This is a genomic window from Bacillus sp. ISL-78, from assembly GCF_018613455.1.
Taxonomy (GTDB): Bacteria; Bacillota; Bacilli; order Bacillales; family DSM-1321; genus Peribacillus; species Peribacillus frigoritolerans.
On record NZ_JAGGQC010000001.1, the window covers coordinates 43,359 to 60,710 of the forward strand.

At 36.9% G+C, this 17,352-nt stretch carries 16 protein-coding genes and 3 pseudogenes; 1 reads left to right on the forward strand and 18 read right to left on the reverse strand.

Annotated elements, in window-relative coordinates; translation table 11 throughout:
- Positions 1-50 precede the first annotated feature (50 nt).
- The 6 genes and pseudogenes from J7I96_RS00230 to J7I96_RS00250 form a co-directional block, all read right to left on the reverse strand.
- Complete coding sequence (locus J7I96_RS00230) at positions 51-485, reverse strand: universal stress protein (RefSeq protein ID WP_214772913.1); 435 nt, start codon at positions 483-485, stop codon at positions 51-53.
- 33 nt (positions 486-518) lie between these two features.
- Entirely contained in the window at positions 519-1,760 is a 1,242-nt protein-coding gene (locus J7I96_RS00235; protein WP_214772912.1) for a CynX/NimT family MFS transporter, read from the reverse strand.
- A gap of 276 nt (positions 1,761-2,036) precedes the next feature.
- Complete coding sequence (locus tag J7I96_RS27785; protein ID WP_309487198.1) at positions 2,037-2,273, reverse strand: cupin domain-containing protein; 237 nt, start codon at positions 2,271-2,273, stop codon at positions 2,037-2,039.
- Positions 2,192-2,473: pseudogene (locus tag J7I96_RS27790) on the reverse strand (hypothetical protein); the annotation flags it as partial. The pseudogene J7I96_RS27790 and the gene J7I96_RS27785, both read right to left, overlap by 82 nt.
- 505 nt (positions 2,474-2,978) lie before the next feature.
- On the reverse strand, positions 2,979-3,299 hold the full coding sequence (locus J7I96_RS27800) for a hypothetical protein (RefSeq protein ID WP_251025334.1): 321 nt from the start codon (positions 3,297-3,299) through the stop codon (positions 2,979-2,981).
- Between the two features lie 634 nt (positions 3,300-3,933).
- Complete coding sequence (locus J7I96_RS00250; protein WP_214810103.1) at positions 3,934-4,488, reverse strand: helix-turn-helix domain-containing protein; 555 nt, start codon at positions 4,486-4,488, stop codon at positions 3,934-3,936.
- 577 nt (positions 4,489-5,065) lie between these two features.
- On the opposite strand from J7I96_RS00250, the pseudogene J7I96_RS00255 reads away from it, so the two are divergent.
- A pseudogene (locus J7I96_RS00255) lies at positions 5,066-5,326 on the forward strand (DDE-type integrase/transposase/recombinase); the annotation flags it as partial.
- On the opposite strand, the pseudogene J7I96_RS27805 reads toward J7I96_RS00255, so the two are convergent.
- The 12 genes and pseudogenes from J7I96_RS27805 to J7I96_RS00315 all read right to left on the reverse strand — a co-directional run.
- Positions 5,265-5,477: pseudogene (locus tag J7I96_RS27805) on the reverse strand (Tn3 family transposase); the annotation flags it as partial. The pseudogenes J7I96_RS00255 and J7I96_RS27805 overlap by 62 nt on opposite strands.
- Before the next feature lie 288 nt (positions 5,478-5,765).
- Positions 5,766-6,371 carry a TetR/AcrR family transcriptional regulator gene (locus J7I96_RS00265; RefSeq protein WP_251025332.1) on the reverse strand — a complete coding sequence of 202 codons (606 nt, stop codon included), beginning with the start codon at positions 6,369-6,371 and terminating at the stop codon, positions 5,766-5,768.
- 188 nt (positions 6,372-6,559) lie between these two features.
- On the reverse strand, positions 6,560-7,915 hold the full coding sequence (locus J7I96_RS00270) for an MFS transporter (RefSeq protein ID WP_251029061.1): 1,356 nt from the start codon (positions 7,913-7,915) through the stop codon (positions 6,560-6,562).
- 181 nt (positions 7,916-8,096) lie between these two features.
- On the reverse strand, positions 8,097-10,460 hold the full coding sequence (locus J7I96_RS00275) for a xanthine dehydrogenase family protein molybdopterin-binding subunit (RefSeq protein WP_214810102.1): 2,364 nt from the start codon (positions 10,458-10,460) through the stop codon (positions 8,097-8,099).
- Positions 10,461-10,479: 19 nt separating this feature from the next.
- Positions 10,480-10,998 (reverse strand): (2Fe-2S)-binding protein, encoded by a 519-nt coding sequence (locus J7I96_RS00280; protein ID WP_214772908.1) that lies wholly within the window; start codon positions 10,996-10,998, stop codon positions 10,480-10,482.
- Positions 10,995-11,876, reverse strand: coding sequence for an FAD binding domain-containing protein (locus J7I96_RS00285; protein WP_214772907.1), 882 nt, complete (start codon positions 11,874-11,876; stop codon positions 10,995-10,997). Before J7I96_RS00285 ends, J7I96_RS00280 begins: the two co-directional genes overlap by 4 nt.
- 32 nt (positions 11,877-11,908) lie before the next feature.
- Entirely contained in the window at positions 11,909-12,361 is a 453-nt protein-coding gene (locus tag J7I96_RS00290; RefSeq protein WP_214772906.1) for an SRPBCC family protein, read from the reverse strand.
- A gap of 152 nt (positions 12,362-12,513) precedes the next feature.
- The gene (locus tag J7I96_RS00295) at positions 12,514-12,885 is read right to left on the reverse strand and encodes a DsrE family protein (protein ID WP_214796137.1); all 372 of its coding nucleotides are present in this window, start codon (positions 12,883-12,885) and stop codon (positions 12,514-12,516) included.
- Positions 12,886-13,113: 228 nt separating this feature from the next.
- The gene (locus J7I96_RS00300) at positions 13,114-14,397 is read right to left on the reverse strand and encodes an MFS transporter (protein ID WP_251025330.1); all 1,284 of its coding nucleotides are present in this window, start codon (positions 14,395-14,397) and stop codon (positions 13,114-13,116) included.
- Between the two features lie 232 nt (positions 14,398-14,629).
- Complete coding sequence (locus J7I96_RS00305; protein ID WP_214772904.1) at positions 14,630-15,397, reverse strand: maleate cis-trans isomerase family protein; 768 nt, start codon at positions 15,395-15,397, stop codon at positions 14,630-14,632.
- On the reverse strand, positions 15,370-16,509 hold the full coding sequence (locus J7I96_RS00310; protein WP_214772903.1) for a zinc-dependent alcohol dehydrogenase: 1,140 nt from the start codon (positions 16,507-16,509) through the stop codon (positions 15,370-15,372). Before J7I96_RS00310 ends, J7I96_RS00305 begins: the two co-directional genes overlap by 28 nt.
- Before the next feature lie 15 nt (positions 16,510-16,524).
- The gene (locus tag J7I96_RS00315) at positions 16,525-17,328 is read right to left on the reverse strand and encodes a DUF3891 family protein (RefSeq protein WP_214772902.1); all 804 of its coding nucleotides are present in this window, start codon (positions 17,326-17,328) and stop codon (positions 16,525-16,527) included.
- Positions 17,329-17,352: the final 24 nt, after the last annotated feature.

Sequence of the window (17,352 nt, forward strand, 5' to 3'; positions counted from 1 at the left end):
AACTATTATAGGGGGCCCCCCTAGACAGAAAATATTTAATCATGTTCTCATCAATGAACAATTAAGACAGGACATTTTGATAACTGAGCGACCTTATGGCTGACACTACCAAGCATTAATTCCTTCATTCCACTAAGTCCACGTCTGCCAATGATAATAAGTTCCTGTTCATGTTCTTTGGCATATTCTAAAATTTGATGAGCAGGGTCTCCTTTAAGATGGATTGTTTCTATGGACATTCCCCCAGCAGATATTAGTTTGGTTTTGGCCCTTTCCAGTATTCGTATACTCGACTTTTCCAATTCATTTAATACTTCCTCCAGATAATCTTCTGGTACATATGTTAAACCCGTTGTTACATTTTCCTTACTAACATTCACTAGTGTTACATGAGATTTCCCATTATTGGCAATACTCAACGTTGCCTCCAATACTTTGCTATTCATATCGGATTCGTCTATAGCGACAAGAATTTTATTAAACATATTCATTATCCTTTCATTCCAAAATTATATGTTTTACTGTTGGGCAGAACCTATATATCGATCTCTGGCCGCACCAAGACCAAATATAAAGAGTAGAACCGATGCGCCAACTAATATTAAAAGTGGAATCGTCCAGCTATTGGTTGCATCATGTATAAACCCAAATAGGGTTGGGCCAACAGCCGCAAGCAGGTATCCAATCGATTGGGCCATACCGGATAATTCCGCGGCCTGTTGCGCATTCTCTGTACGTAAGCCGAAAAACATCATGGATAGGCTGAATGCGAAGCCTCCTCCTATGCCTAGAGCGATGATCCACAAAACGATTAAATTCGAACTACCATATAGTAACCCAAACGTCCCGATTAAAAGTAAAATCGCTGTAATGGTCACTAACGAACGTTGACCGGACATGCGCCCTGCGATGACTGGGACAATGAAGGTAAATGGGAGCAAAGCCAATAGCATAACGGAAAGCATCAAGCCAGACTGACTTGAATTCAATCCCTGCTGCTTAAGAATTTCTGGCAGCCAGGCAACAAGTACATAAAAGATCATGGATTGCAGTCCCATAAACAGGGTTACTTGCCACGCTAGTGCCGAACCCCACAAATTCACATGACTGTCAGCCGTTTTATTATGAACGGTATCCCTTTTCACGTTACGATGTTTCATCTGTGGTAACCAAAATAAAATAGATATAAAGCTTAAAATCCCCCAAATTCCCATTGCACCTTTCCAGCCAAATCCTAATCCGATTGCGATAGGAACACTAACACCAGAAGCTATTGCTCCAAATAAATTCATAGAAATGGAATACACGCCAGTCATTAAGCCAATGCGTTCAGGAAATTCACGTTTGATCAGGCCAGGTAACAATACATTACCGACGGAGATAGCCAAACCAAGAAGAGCAGTACCTATATATAAAGCAGCAATCCCTGATAGGGAACGTATAACAATGCCGACAGTCAAAAAGACGATGGAACCAAAAATAATTCGTTCTACCCCCAATTTTTGTCCTAACTTGGGTACAATAGGTGAAAAAAGCGCAAAGGCTAATAATGGCAGCGTGGTAACCATACCCGCCAATGTATTTGAAATACTCATATCATCCTTAATAAGACCAACTATTGGCCCTACCGAGGTCAAAGGGGCCCGTAAGTTAGCAGCAATAAATACAATACCAACAATCATTATCCAAACTGCAGATTTGCCAACAGTTGAAATGGCACCTTTATTCTCCTTTTTAATTACTTGATCCATTGAACCCATCCTATTTCCTCCTAGCTTTTTGAAAAACTCATGTTTTGTAGTTTGTTCATTATGATTTACTTTAAAGATGAATGATATACGAAAGAACAATATTCGTAACTGAACATATTTGTATATTATAATATACCTTTTCTACAACAAATAACACTATAATATATTTATTTAGATTTGTCTACCCTTGAATATAGAACTATTTTAAACAAATTAAAGGAATGCCCCGGTCCACTAATGGATTGAAGCATTCCTTGTATTAGGATAAGCTAGGAGAAAAGAAATTCAGATTCCGTATTTCAATATGATATGGAGAACAACAACATCGTTGGTATGATTGGCAAATGAATGTGTGCCATTTGTAGAACTAATTGAATCATATTGATTTAGGGTATATGATTCATTATTAACGTTAATTGTAATGGTTCCAGACATGACAGTTATAAGTTCCGTTGTATTATGATGATGTTTTTCTGGATGGTAGGAGCTATTTGGCTGTAAATAAGCAAGGTACTTTTCGATATTATATTTGCATTTTGGAAAATCGGTTCAATTGCCCAGTTATTTCCGTCCCCAACAATTCGTAGTCCTTCCCCGGCTCGAGACAGATTCACATTGCTTTCGGTTGAGAATAAAGCCATGAGTGGTATGGATAAATTTTTTGAAAATTCCCATAACATCTCTATTGTTGGATTTGTTTCTCCGCGTTCTATATTTCCTAGCGTTAGCTTACTTACACCCGATAATTCTGATAGTTCTTCAAGACTTAAATACTTTTTTTTAGTACTCCCCCAACTTGTAAAACAACTTGTTTTGGATCATCAGTTTCTAAATTCATTTTAAACCAACCTTTGCAATATCATTTGAAAATGTAAAGTGATAAAATCGTGATACTAAACAAACACCCAATTATGTATTAAAATATATAATAAAATATACTTCTTTTGTGTAGGATTCCATCTTAATTATCATCTACTTTTGAGGCTCTTTAAAAATCGTGCCCAATTCAGGAATAGGAATTACGCTATTTCCGTATTTAAGGGCTCTTTTGATCCAAATGCATATTTTCTTGAGGATATGTAAAAGCTATCTTGTTCTAAATTAATGTCGCTAAATCCTTTAAGGTCAATATCTACGACGAAGTTGTACCCATCTTCTATGTACTGCCTTGCTTGTTCTAAGGCTTGATGTGCACTTTTGTTCCGTCTAAATCCGTAACTATATTGACTAAATTGTGGTTCGTAAATAGGTGTCAACATCTGTACAACGGCTTGTTGAAGAACCTATCGTCACAGTTGGTATTCCAAGGTTTCGAAACCCTCCGTTTGGCTTAGGTATTTGAACCCTTCTTACTGGTTTAGGTTTGTATTTACCTTTTTTAATCAGTTGGATAATCTCTTCACCATTTTCCTTAAAATATAGGCGAGTAGCTTCTATATCTTTCGCATCGACTCCTGCTACTCCTTTATTTCTTCTAACCCTTTCAAAAGCTTGGTTTAGATTATTACTTTCCAATATTTTTTTAATTAATGTTTTAGTAAATTTCATATTGTCCTTATGATGTTGAGGTTGTACAAGAGTAACTCCACTCTATTAAAGATGCTCCTATTTTTCGAATATTCACTCTTTAGCAGTCCTCAATTGGCTGTGTCCTTGCTATCTTGTAAATGACTCTAACATAGTCGCTTCTTTCGTACAGTTACTTATCACTAGGTAGGTTCTCTAACGGGGTACTAAGAGATCACCCAGGGTATGTTCATCCACTTTCTCCACATATCTGCCACATTTATTCCTACCTCATCCGGGGATATTTAGGACTTTACCTTGTTCTGCAGGTTCGTCCTGAAAGTAAGAACCTCAAATGTGATTCGTGTACCTCAGACCGTGGATTTGTCTAGGGCTTCAGATTCCACGTCACATGGACACCCTTGACTTCGACTAATGGTTCGCATATCCCAACGCCCAGCTTCTGTATTTGTTCCTTTATATCGATAGCGTTTTACTACTTCACTAGGATAGGCTGGTTCTATTGGTTCCAGTTCATTTCCGTCTGCAACTGGTCATATTATTCACGTTTTGTGACGACATGGATTGTGGCGGTACTAACTTTGAACACTTTACTGGAAGTGAGTACATGCAATTTAGGCAGATAAATCTCAAATGAAGAAGTTTTACTTTTGGTTTAAGGAGTTTTATAGGCTAAAGCTAGCATTAGATATACTTTTTCGTTAGAGCGGTTAATGTACGTATGAAATTCTTCTCCTTTAAATTTAATAGCATCCCATTTGTTTAATTGATGGGTTTTCCCTCCTACTCTTATCTCCAATTGGCCATTTAATACAAGGACGATTTCTTCGGAACCAGCTAAATGAAGCTCACTGTACTCACTATTTGGTTCGATGCATGCTCTATACCATTCTGTGCCAAAAGCTTTAAATAATGGGTCGATAAACCAATCATCATTATGCCCTACGAAATGGTAATTAGATACAAATCGGTGTACTTTAATATCTTCTTCGAATGTTAATAAAGATACTAGGGGAATATTTAATCCTCTACATATTTTCCAAAGGATATTAACTGTCGGATTTGTTTCCCCTCTTTCAATTTTTCCTAACGTTAATTTACTAACATTACTTAAACTCGCCAACTCTTCAAGACTAATCCTTTTGTTTCTGCGAATTTCTCTTAGATTAAGCCCTACATGACTAGATAAGTCAATATTTTCCTCTTTCACATTTTCACACCTTTCAAATTGACTATGCTCGATAATTATATTATGATGTACAAATAGTTCAACTATAATTAACAATTAAACAAAAAGTTAACTATAGTATACCAAAAATTCATCAAGATTTACTATGTAGTTTGGAATTTTTTTTGTTTATTATATCCATGAACTTATGAGCTTCTATCACATCGACCTCACCAGTTCTAAAAAATATTCAGGCGGATTAAGAGATGTCTAGCGTTGCGATTAGTTTACTTACTGCCCTCCCTATTTTTTGTATAGATATTTTTTGCTTACTTGTAGAAAACTAAGGGAACAATGGGGAGTCGAATTGACGATTGCGTTATCGTTTTTTTTAATTGGTGTGGGTACTGCTTCTACCGAATCCATATTAAAACGATTTTCAAGGGATACAAAACACTTTTCGATTATCTATATGACACCATGAGTAAATGGCGAATGGTATCTCCCTTTTTTGTACACAGATGACATCGTTAAGCATAACATCCTTGACCTGAGGCATAACATCACATCCATTTTATATGATACTTTGCGGTCTAGAGCAGCTACCCTGTCACTAAGCCCTATAGCAATTGAAGAGATGAAGAAAGAGAAAAAGAAAAAGATGCCCGTAGGCATCCAAATAAGACAGGTAAAATATCTTAATAACATCGTGGAACAAGACCATCGTTTTATTAAAAAGAGTGTTCGTGCGATGTTAGGATTGAAATCTTTTCGAACAGCCAATAATATTTTGAGTGGAATAGAAGCGATGCGTATGATCAAAAAGAAGCAAGTTCACCAAAGGATGAAGTCTGCCCAAAATCAAAAAGAATTAGATTAGCTTCATAAGCTAGCAATTTAAAGGAAATTGACACAGTTGCATACTTAATGATTTGTCCATACTGTTGTCGAATAAGATCCCAGTTAATCGGTCTACTTAAAACCGGTTGGAAGTGAGGATAGTCCTCATTCATACCTGCTTCTGGACGATATGGCCCAACTTTATACTTAGAGTAAAAACCTGATACCCATTTAAGGTAAGATCATTATAAAGCTTCATTTCAATCGGGCTTTCGCATTTGTTGTATTCACTTTGTTTAGGTGCTCTAGGAACAAGAAATGGATCAGGATCGAGATACATCACAAGTAAGATATATAAACAATTACTCCAGCCGCCATTATCAATCGTTTAACATCCTACTAAAATTCTTCCGGCCAAAAGCTTTCAAGTATTCCCCCAATTATATTTTTACGTTAGTTTGCAATAACTCACAATTAAGTTATAAATTACTAACCTTTACTTTCAGTGCACTTATAAATAACTGAACTACAGTTTTAATAAATTTATCAGCATCTATTGAAGTTATTTGATGTCCATCTACAAAATTACGTGAAACAAACTCTCCATACATCATATATAAATAAACCATCGCCAAACTTTCAACATTGACTTCGAATTGTATCTTTCCTTTTTGTTGCATTTCTAAAAAATACCTAATTAGATGCTCCTTTAATTGACGTGGATGTTTATTAATTTGATTAAACAATCCTTCTATTGAATTCCCTTCTTTAAATGCGATAAGAATAATTTTTTGATTTTTCTTCATTAATTTATAATAAGATTCGCTTATCATCAACAAATCTTTTTCTAAATTCCAAACAATATTTTTTTCAAAAAGTTCTTGCATCGAAGCTGAATAATAGAATCGGTCAATAGCCGCATCTAAAACGCTTTGTTTTGTGCCGAAATGACGATATAATGTCATTTCACTAACAGACGCTTCTTTTGCAATTTCTTTTGTCGAAACTGCTTTATAACCCTTTTCAGCTATTAAATTAATTGCTGCATATAAGAGCCGATCACTAGTATCTAACTTATCAACCAAAATTACCACCTCAATACTAATAGCTTAATCTAATAATATTTTAAGCGCATATTGATTGTCAATAGAAGAGGCACAATATATAATAGAGTGAATATTGTGAATTCGAGCAACAAATGGTGATCTTTATTGAGAGCGGTAAGATTATGCCAAAAATAAATATGGTGTCCCTACGGACAATTAGTGACTACTTATAAAGTCACTGTTTTGTTTTGTGATAACTTTTCATTTGATTCCACCATTTTCCCTTTCGTTTCTGGGATTATCAAACTTCCTATTAAATAAAGTATAAACACCCCAATAAAAAAGTAGCCCAAAACAACAGGAATGCTTTGCGGAGTTTCACTTGCTAAAGAAACGAAAGTCGGCATTGTTCCTCCTATTGCGAAACCAAGATTCCATGATAACCCCGTACCGGTTGAGCGAATAGCAGTAGGGAACCTTTCATTTAAAAAAATAAGTGTTGGAGCATATGTTATCTGTGCTAAAAAAACTATAATAGATGCATATATTATAATCGAGGTTCCATCAGTAGCTTGTCCCAACTGCTTAAAAAGTAGTGGGAGCCCCAATAAACAAATAACACCAGAAATTAAAAATGTCTTTTTTCTCCCAATTACATCACTTATATACCCTCCAAATGCAGTTGATATTATCATTATAATGCTAGTGATGATTAAAGTAGTAGATACAATGTTAGATGATGTTTCATTAACCACTTTGAGAAATGTTGGAAGATATCCTGCTGTAAGATAATACGCTGTTCCTCCACCAATTGTTAATAATAAATTTACAATTAGTGTAAATAAATATTGTCGGCTAAAAAGTGTCCGTATGGGCGTTTTTTGGGGTTTATTTACTTTACTATTTTCTTTTTGAGCATGAACCCATGCCGGTGACTCTTCAAGTGATCTAAATATAAATATACCAAAAATAGAACTAATAATCCCAGTAAAGAACATAACTCTCCAGCCCCATACCTCGAATTCAGGCCCTGGAAAAAGTGATGTAACAGCAAGAAATACTATAGAAGCCATTAAAGCACCTAATCCCGCTCCACCGCCTCCTATTAACCCAGACATTAATCCACGGTATTTAGGAGAAACAGTCTCAGTTCCAATAGTATGTGTAGATGCTACAACGCCTCCTACGAACACCCCTTGAATTAATCGTAAAATGATAAATAACACCGTAGCTGCTATTCCAATTTTACCGTATGTCGGTAATGTTCCAAAAAGTGCCGTAGCAACACCTACACCAACAACCGCAATGATCATTGCTCGCTTTCTTCCATATCGATCCGCATAAGAGCCGAATAAAGCTGATCCAACTGGCCGCATTAATAATGTTACCGCAAAAGAAGCATATGTTGCTGCAAGTTGTAACATCGGGTCACTTGTTGGAAAGAATAATTTTCCGATTGTAGGTGCAACAAATAATAGTATAAAAAGATCAAACAAATCAAACGCCCAACCTACTATTGATGCACTAATAGCTGTGATCATTTGTTTTCTACTTACTACATTAAGATTATTAGATTGATTCAACCGCAACACCCCTATTCATTTAATTAATTATTTAAGCCCTTTCAAAAGAATTAAATAATCTACTAACTAAGAAAAAATTTCAAGCTATAATATTTAATACTTTAGGGACAGATGGAATCTCAGTTTGTATTGAGGGAGATTCCATCTGATTCCCTGAATTTTTATCTTATCTTTAATGAGTTCATTGTTGTCGTTGAAATTCTGCTTCCTTTATTAAATGAAAAATTCGACTTGGGCTTAATGGCAAATCGGTAATTTCAATTTTTAATGGATGTAAGGCATCTCTTACAGCATTAGCAATTGCTGCTGGCGGAGAAATGGTTCCTGCTTCCCCTACACCTTTGATACCCATCGGATTTCTAGTCGATAAAGATGTTACCTCACCCATGACAACATCAGGTATTTCTATGGATGTAGGAACTAAATAATCCATATATGTACCAGTCATTAGTTGTCCGATATCATCATAGACAATTTCCTCATAAAGAGCCGCGCCTATTCCTTGTGCGACGCCTCCTTGAACTTGTCCAGCCACAATCATTGGGTTTAACATTCTTCCACAATCATCTACAACGATATATTTTAGGATTGTTACATATCCTGTTTCTTTGTCAACCTCGACTATTGCAATATGAAACCCAGAAGAATACGTAACCGTTTCAGGTGAAAAATAATGTGAAGTTTCTAAGTTCGGCTCCATGTCTTCCGGAAGTTTACAGTTTTGCCCAGGTCTTGATGCTTGAATGATATCGTTAAGCGAGACGATTTTATCTGGTGTTATCGGATTGAATATTTTCCCATTTTTTAATATTAATTGTTCAGTATTTTCCCCTAATAAAACACTTGCAATTTCAATGATTTTTCCACGTAACTTTTTTGAAGCTATGTGAACGGCATTTCCAGCTGTTACTGCACTGCGGCTTGCAAAAGTTCCTATACCGAAGGGAACGACATCTGTATCGCCCGCCCTAACGGTAACATCATCAGGGCTCACCATTAATTCATCCGCACATATTTGAGAGAATGTTGTTTCATGGCTTTGTCCGTGTGGAGTTGATCCTACACTCACAATAAACTTTCCTGTTTCATCTAAACGAACAATTGCCCCTTCATATGGCCCAATCCCAGTTCCCTCTACATACGAGGATATTCCAATTCCAACGTACTTTCCCTGACTTTTTAGTTCTTTTTGGTTACTGCGGAAAGCTTCATAATCTGCTAATTTAAGAGCTTTCTTAAAACTGGCTGGATAATCTCCGCTATCATAGATGACTTTGAAACCATCCCGATAGTACATTCCTTGATCGTAGGGCATATCCTCATGCTTGATCATGTTTTTCAGCATAATATCAATCGGATCCACATCTAATTGTTCAGCAATCATATCAATCACACGATCCATTACATAAACAGCTTCAGGACGCCCAGCTCCGCGATATGCAATATTTGGTGCTTTGTTTGTCAACACACAGTACCCTTTAATGTCAAAATGATCAATTTTATATAGCCCTCTCATATGTGCAGCAGTATTATAGGAAACAGTTAACAATAAGGGATTATATGCCCCGTTATCAACAACAAATTCATCTTGTATTCCTAAGATTGTACCATCGTTTTCATAAGCAACTTTAACTTTATGAATTTGATCCCGGGCATGTCTGGTACTCATCATATGCTCTAATCGATCTTCAATCCATCGAACAGGTCTTTCTAAAACCTTCGCTAAATATGGAATTAAAATTTCTTCAGGATATACTGCACATTTTGCCCCAAATCCCCCACCCATATCAGGAGCAATCACTCTTATTTTGTTTTCATCCAGGCTTAATAGCTTGGATAAGTTCGTCCGCACCATATAATTGACTTGGGTAGATGACCAAACTTCCAATCTATCTAATCTTGTGTCATACTCCGCGACAACCCCACGTGTTTCCATCGGACTAGCAGTTACCCGAGGGGTTTTGATTTTCGTTTCTAAAACATGGTCCGCTTTAATAAATACATCTTTGGTGTTACCAATAGATAAATCAAATTGTGCTTGAATATTATTACCTAAATGGGGATGGATAGTTGGCGCACCGTCATCCATTCCCTCATAAGGGTCTGTTACAGGCTTTAAAGCTTCATATTCAATTTTTACTAATGCGGCTGCATCTTCAGCAATATATCTATCTTCAGCAACAATGATTGCAACTGGTTGCCCCACATACACTACATGATTTTTCGCAAGCAAATCTTCAGGGCAAGGTTTTATCACAGGTTTTATAGAATCTAATAAATTTTTTGGTAAAGAAAACTCTGAAAGTGAAGGAAGAGGTTTTACCTTCCCTTCTATATCGCTTGCGATAATAACGGCTTGAACTCCAGGCAATTTTTCAGCAGCCGTTTTATCAATATTTTTAATAAGTGCATGTGCATACGTGCTCCTAATCACTACTGCTTCTACCATATCGGTTAGCTTAATATCAGCGACAAATTGACTTTTACCTGTAAGTAATCGATAATCTTCTTTTCGCTTATAACTTTGTCCAACATACTTTGTCATCACCTCACATCCTTTCGTGTCATGACTTTACAGCTATTTTCTTTGGCCCTTCGTCATTTTGTTCTAACACTTTTTCTGTTGTATACTGCTTGACTGCCTTAATAATATTGGTATATCCGGTACATCTACATAGATTCCCAGAAATCATTTCTCTTATTTCATTTTCGTCCTGAGACGGATTTTTATCCAAATCACATACTAGAGACATGAGAAATCCAGGTGTACAAAAACCACATTGGAGTGCATGGTTATCTGAAAATGCCTGTTGCAGTGGATGAAGCTTACCATCTTTCGCCATTAGCGATTCAACAGTTTCAATTTCAGCCTTATCTGCCTGGACCGCAAAGACTAAGCATGAACGAACCGGCCTATTATCCATTTTTACTGTGCAAGCCCCACAAACACCATGTTCACACCCTAGATGAGTGCCTGTTAATCTTAATTCTTCACGCAAAAAGTCGGCTAGTAACAGACGCGATTCAACTTCTTTAATTACTTTTTTTCCATTGACCGTTAATTCAATCTTTTCTAGGGTCATGCCATCATCCCCTTTGGAACTCTTTTTATTGCTGTCTGTAATGCTCTCTTTGTTAATACTGAAGCTAAATGAATCCGATATTCCGCCGAGGAGTGAAGATCACCTTCAGGATCCAAATAGTCTTTAATAGAACTAACAGCTTCCTCAATCACATGTTCTGTTGGTTCTTTCCCAATAAGAAAGTCCTCAATGTCCTCTAAGACAATTGGGGTTGGTCCCGCACCTCCAACAGCTAATTGAACGGAAGAAAAGTTACCTTGTTCATCAATTCCAACTACTGAAGCCACCTCGACAAGAGCAAAGTCACCATGTCTTCTAGTCATTTCTATGAAAGCGGTACCATGATTTTCGTTTATTATAGGAAACCTTATCTCCTTCACTAATTCGGTCGGTTCCAACGATGTTAGAAGATAGGTGAGGAAGAATTCATCTGTTGGCACTGTTCTTTCTCCATCTGGACCAATAATCACGATTTCTCCGCGGAGCGCACTTAAGATGCATGGTAACTCAGCGGATGGATCGGCATGAGCAATGCTTCCTCCTATTGTTCCGCGGCTCCGAATTTGTGGATGGCCTACATTTTTCATGCCCTCCGTTAGCAGTGGGCAATATTTTCTAACTAATTCGGATTCTTCTACCTCGTAGTGTCTTGTTAATGCGCCAATCTTAATAACTGAACTATCTTTTTTTATATAATTTAATTCTTTTATTCGACTTACATCAATTAAATACTTCGGTGTTGATAACCGCATATTTAGTACAGGAATTAAACTTTGTCCTCCGGATATAATCTTTGCATCTTCCCCATAATCCGCTAAATATTGAACCGCATCTTCAATTGTCGCCGGTCGTAAAAATTCAAATTTTGCTGGTTTCATTTTTAAACCTCCCCTGTAAGTCAGGTAGGAAATTAGTTATTCACTGTTTTTTTTCCTGACTTTTTCTCAATATCCTTAAAGAACTTCCCTGCCATGAATTTAGCAATACCAACTAAAACACGACTTCCAACACTTGCAATCATACCTCCGACTTCAGCATTGCAATCCCAATCAAGAACGCAGCCTTTTTCAGTAGGATTGAGCTTGCAGTCCATTTTTGCTTTTACATGCCCTGGTGAACCACTTCCCTCGGCATTAAACACATAATAACGATCCTTTTCGATATCCTCTAACTTTACTTTCCCTACATATTCACCCTTAACCGCTGCAACCCCTAGCTTCATAACTACTTCGTATTCATTTTCACCAATAAGCTCTAATTTTTGGCAACCTGGGATCACCTCTTTTAAAACTTCCGGATTATGTAGCGCATTCCAAATAACTTCTACCGGCTGTTTAAATTCTGTCTTCCCCTTTAATTCCATGATATATTTTCCTCCCTATTTTAAAAGTCTAAATGGATGATTGATTGTTCTAAGACTACTTGATATCTATCTAGTAAACACCTACTTTAAAATCTTATTAGCACTAACTAACGTAATAATAAATTAACGTTCCTTTATAATCGAAGAATCGATTATCCATAGGTAATAACACGATCATTTTCAACTGTCATTTTCACAAGTACATTCGGCATTCCTAATTCGACTTGTTTCCCTTCTAAATCTGCTTCTACTATACCTCTTGCTCCACAGGAAACCTTCGATAATACAATCTTTCCTCCGCCCTCAATGATTTTCTCCACTGAATCTTTTAACCTAACAGCTGTTTCGCCGACTCCAAGTGTTTTATTTAAATTATCATCACGAATTAGTTCTACAGCAGCCCCCGCTAAAAACATTGAAACCTGATGGCCTTCCTCTATAGCTGTATTTGCAATAAGAAAGGCTCTATCTGCTTGTGTAGGCGATGAAGGCCCATGAGTTAAATGCACAAGTATTTTTGCCATTATTATACTCTCCCTTATATCTATTTTAGCCTATAAGACTATTTAACCAAAACGAACTGAATAGTCTTAAAAATCAATTCACTAATATAATCAAATATATTAGTGGATACTAACTAACATACATTTTAAAAATCCACTTAAACATTGTAGTTACAGGTTAAATATATAGTAGATTAAAGATTTTGAATTTTCAAGTCATTTTTCATCTAAATAATATTTCTCTAAGGTCTATTCCAAATCCATTTCATCAATGAGACCTTCTGGCTCTTTTAAGAAAAAAAGTACAATTAAGCTAGATATAGCAAAGAATCCTCCTGTTAACATAAGCGCTGCACTGAGCCCTTTTTCCATTGCTATATAGCCAATAATAAAAGGAGCAAATGCACTGATCCCCCTCGATACGTTATATATAACACCCTGGGCAGTGGCCCTGATTTCCGTTGGATACAAGGAAGAAAAAGTCGGAGCAAATCCACTATGATATCCCGTCCCAAAGAAAGCAACGATCATTCCAAAAAAAAGTAAAGTCAGCTCGTTTTTTATTAATAAATATAGTGGTACAGATACCGCTGACATAGAGAAAAAGATAATAAAGGTAGATTTCTTACCAATTTTACTTGCAATGAATCCAAATAAAATATACCCCAACCATGCACCTATCTGCGAAACTATAACCCATGCCGATGTTTTTATAACATCAAGTCCTGGGCCACCCTCTTCTATTGGAGTAGACAAATAAGTAGGTAGCCATGTAAACAACCCCCAGTAACCTAACATGGCAAACATTGTAAATGATATACAAACCAGTGTGACTGAACCATAGTTTCCAATTATTAACCTTGTCGTTTCTTTTGCTGAAAGGCGACGTGATTGGTTTTGCCACATTTGAGATTCTGGTGTATGTTTGCGTACCCATAACGTCAGAAGAGCTGGAAGAACTCCCACAAAAAAGACACCATTCCACCCAAAAATCGGAATAACAATTGCGGAAATCAAAGCTGCCAGCGCGTAACCAACCGCAAATCCACTTTGTACAAAAGCCATTACCACAGACCGATGTTTGGCAGGCCAAGTTTCAATTACTAGGGCTGCACCCGCAGACCATTCCCCACCCATACCAAATCCAACAAGCATCCGAAATACCATTAACTGAGTTGCTGTCTCTGAGAAACCACACAATACAGTCGCTCCTGAATATATTAGGATGCTCCAAATCATTGATTTTTTTCTTCCCCATTTATCAGCTACAAATCCAAAAACTATTCCTCCTAAGGCTGATGCGATAAGAGTTGCTGAGGCAACTATTCCAGCAACAGATTGAGTCATCTGAAGATCCTTCATTATATACACAATCACCATGGAATACAGCATCAGATCCATTACATCAAGCGTCCAGCCAAAGAAGGCCGCCCAAAAAGTATGCCATTGTGATTTAGTAGCCCCTCTGTACCAAGGTAATGTTTTTTTACTAGTAGGATGCTCAACTTTAATGACTGGCTCATGCTTACTCAAATAAATTCTCCTTTTTATATAATTACCATAAGATTAGTGATTGATATTTAATTGTGGATTAGGGAAAGGGTTTTAAGGTATTAAAGCAATTTCAAATACCAAAGTAAGTAATAACTTTAAATAAGACTATCCTAACAATAGAACCAGGCCCCTCCACAAATTTTTATTAGAATAATACAATTATTAAAAAAAGGTGGGGGAGCAAGGCACTTACCGAATAGCCTAATAAAAATTATGATAATACAGATTTTTCTTCAGCTAATAACCACCCAGCATTTGGAACAGCTGGTGTTAGACCAAGATTTTTTAGGATTTGGTAGACCGTGGCCGTTGCAGCAGATAAAACTGGAAGACCAATTTCGTCCTCTACAATTTGGATGGCAGGAAGTGATGGCATTTGTACACATGCAGACAAGACAACTGCATCCGCACCGTTCGTATTTAAATTTCTTGCATGATTCACTAGATTCATTGGATCCAATCTACCTACCTCTAGGTTATCGGATACTTCAAGACTAATAGAGTCAATGACTTCAATCCCACTCGTATTTAAATATTCAATCACCATGTTCGTTAGAGGCTTCATATATGGCGTAATGATTGAAACCTTCTTAGCACCAATTTCTTTAATTCCTTCGATAAGTGCACCTGCACTGCTAACGACTGGGGCATTATCTTTATTTCCTTTTACTACTTTACATAAACGATCTTCAGAGGATGCATGATAGCCAGGGCCCTGTGACATGATGGCAATTAAACATGCATAGGCTAACACATCACATTTTGCATCAGAGAGTTCTAAGGCACAGCGATCACTATCAAGATCCATCTTTTTTAATTCCTCTTTCGTGACATGCATCATCCTCATTCTGCTAGAATGAAAGGTAAAGGATTCCTCCGTAAACAATTCCTTTCGGTTATTTAGCATGGCAGGAATTTCAGTTTCCATTGTAGTGTTAGAACTGGGTACAATTAAACCGACTCGATAGTTTTTTGACATGTTTTTTCCCCTTCCTTATTTGCTTCTGGATTTAATACTGCTACATGTATACAGCCATCTAAACCTTTCGCGTGTGTATTGACAGCTTTAAATGCTTCAGAAACGTTAAATTCATGTGTAATCATTTTTTCTAACGGATAACGGCCAGATTCAATGATTTTTAAGGCAACCCCTACTGCTTTTTTCGGACGGCCTAGTACCCCTTTAATAGTTAAAAGTTTCCATGTTATTTTACTTGACATAACTTCGTTGGTAAGAAAATGATCTGTACCAGAATGAACAATGGTCCCATGGTATCCAGCAAGATCTAAACATACCTTAAATTGAATTGGTGTAGTTGCTGCATTGATGACAGTGTTAGCCATTTTACCATTCGTTATTTTCGAGACTTCTTTTTCAAGATCTTGTTTATCAGCATAGAGGACATGTGTTGCACCAAACTCTTTGGCAATTTCAAGTCGATGTGAATCTTTTTCAAGCCCTGTTACGATAATGGTTCCTGCACCTGCTTCTTTAGCCCCAATTACTGCTCCAAGTCCCATTGGGCCTGGACCCTGAATTACGACTGTATCACCAACCGTAGTATTACCTACTTGTTGAACCCAATGAATACCATTAGAAATTGGAATAAATAAAGTTAATAGATCTGCAGGTACTTTTTTGCTTACCTTATGAATAATGGAATGGGGATGCAAATACATATATTCTGCGAAGCCACCCCAGAGTGCCGTTTTCTCATTATGGATGCTCATCGCTCCATACCTTAAGTCAAAGCAAAGATGATAATTTCCAGTTAAACAAGGATCACAGTGCCCGCATGGGATATACTCCTCAACAATAACTCGGTCTCCCTTTTGTACATTCCATCGTTTTTCTGCTTCTAGCCCAATTTCATCGATGTAGCCCACAATTTCATGACCAATCACACAAGGGAGATTAAAGACAGCATTCCCTCCATGTAAATAACCTTCACTATCAAGCCCACATACTCCACAAGACTCTACAAGTAAAAGACCATCGTTATCTCCCGTCTCTGGAATTTGAAATTCCATAATTTCCATTTGTTCTTTTCCTGTTAAAACAGCTGCTTTTGCATATTTTGGTCTTGTCATATCATACCCTCCAATCTATTTTTTTCTAACTTTCCACGACATAACTTCATATGGGGCATTTTCTATTTCTTGGAGCAAGTCAGCGTGACTCTCATATTTTCTATCAGGGATTTTTCGCACTCTTACTGATGTTTCAAACTCTTCTTTAAACGGAAACGGCTCAACTACAACCGAACCATCACCTGGGAGTTGAACTGAAATATGAATGCCTTCACCATTTTGATTTTTACGAACCGGCCCAAGAATTGCTTTCGCTTTATCGTGATGAGTATTTAGCGAGACAAGCTGTGACATTCGATCCATCAATTGTAAGAACTCATAATCCATCCATAATTTATCTTCAAACACACTGCGCTTTTCGTTAAATTGCCAGTATTTCATTTTGACGTTGATCCATTCCTTTTGTGTTTCAATAACCACATTTTGCATGAATTCCTTTAAGTCTTCAGGAATTTTATAAGTAAATGTTGGATCGTAACCAAATCTGCTTGTATATAAACCAATCCAATGCATACCGACTAACATTCCGGCATAAGGATCCTCTTCTAACACTTTTTTATAACCATTTGAATAAAAGCTGACATGCTGCCTCACATTAATATTGATAAAATTAATAGGTCTTCCCGTTTCTTGATCAAATAAAACTTCTTTATCCGGTTTAACCCACCCAATATCATGCTTCTCAACAGCTGTTATTAACGAAGGAGAGGGTGCCTCAAATTCATCATTTCCCCAATAGGCTGCGACTTCCCCGGCTTGTATTGCATGATGGTATTGGTCTATTAACCAAATCTCGTTACCATGTTTTGAAACAAACATACGCTTCCCCCTAAAATTAATATT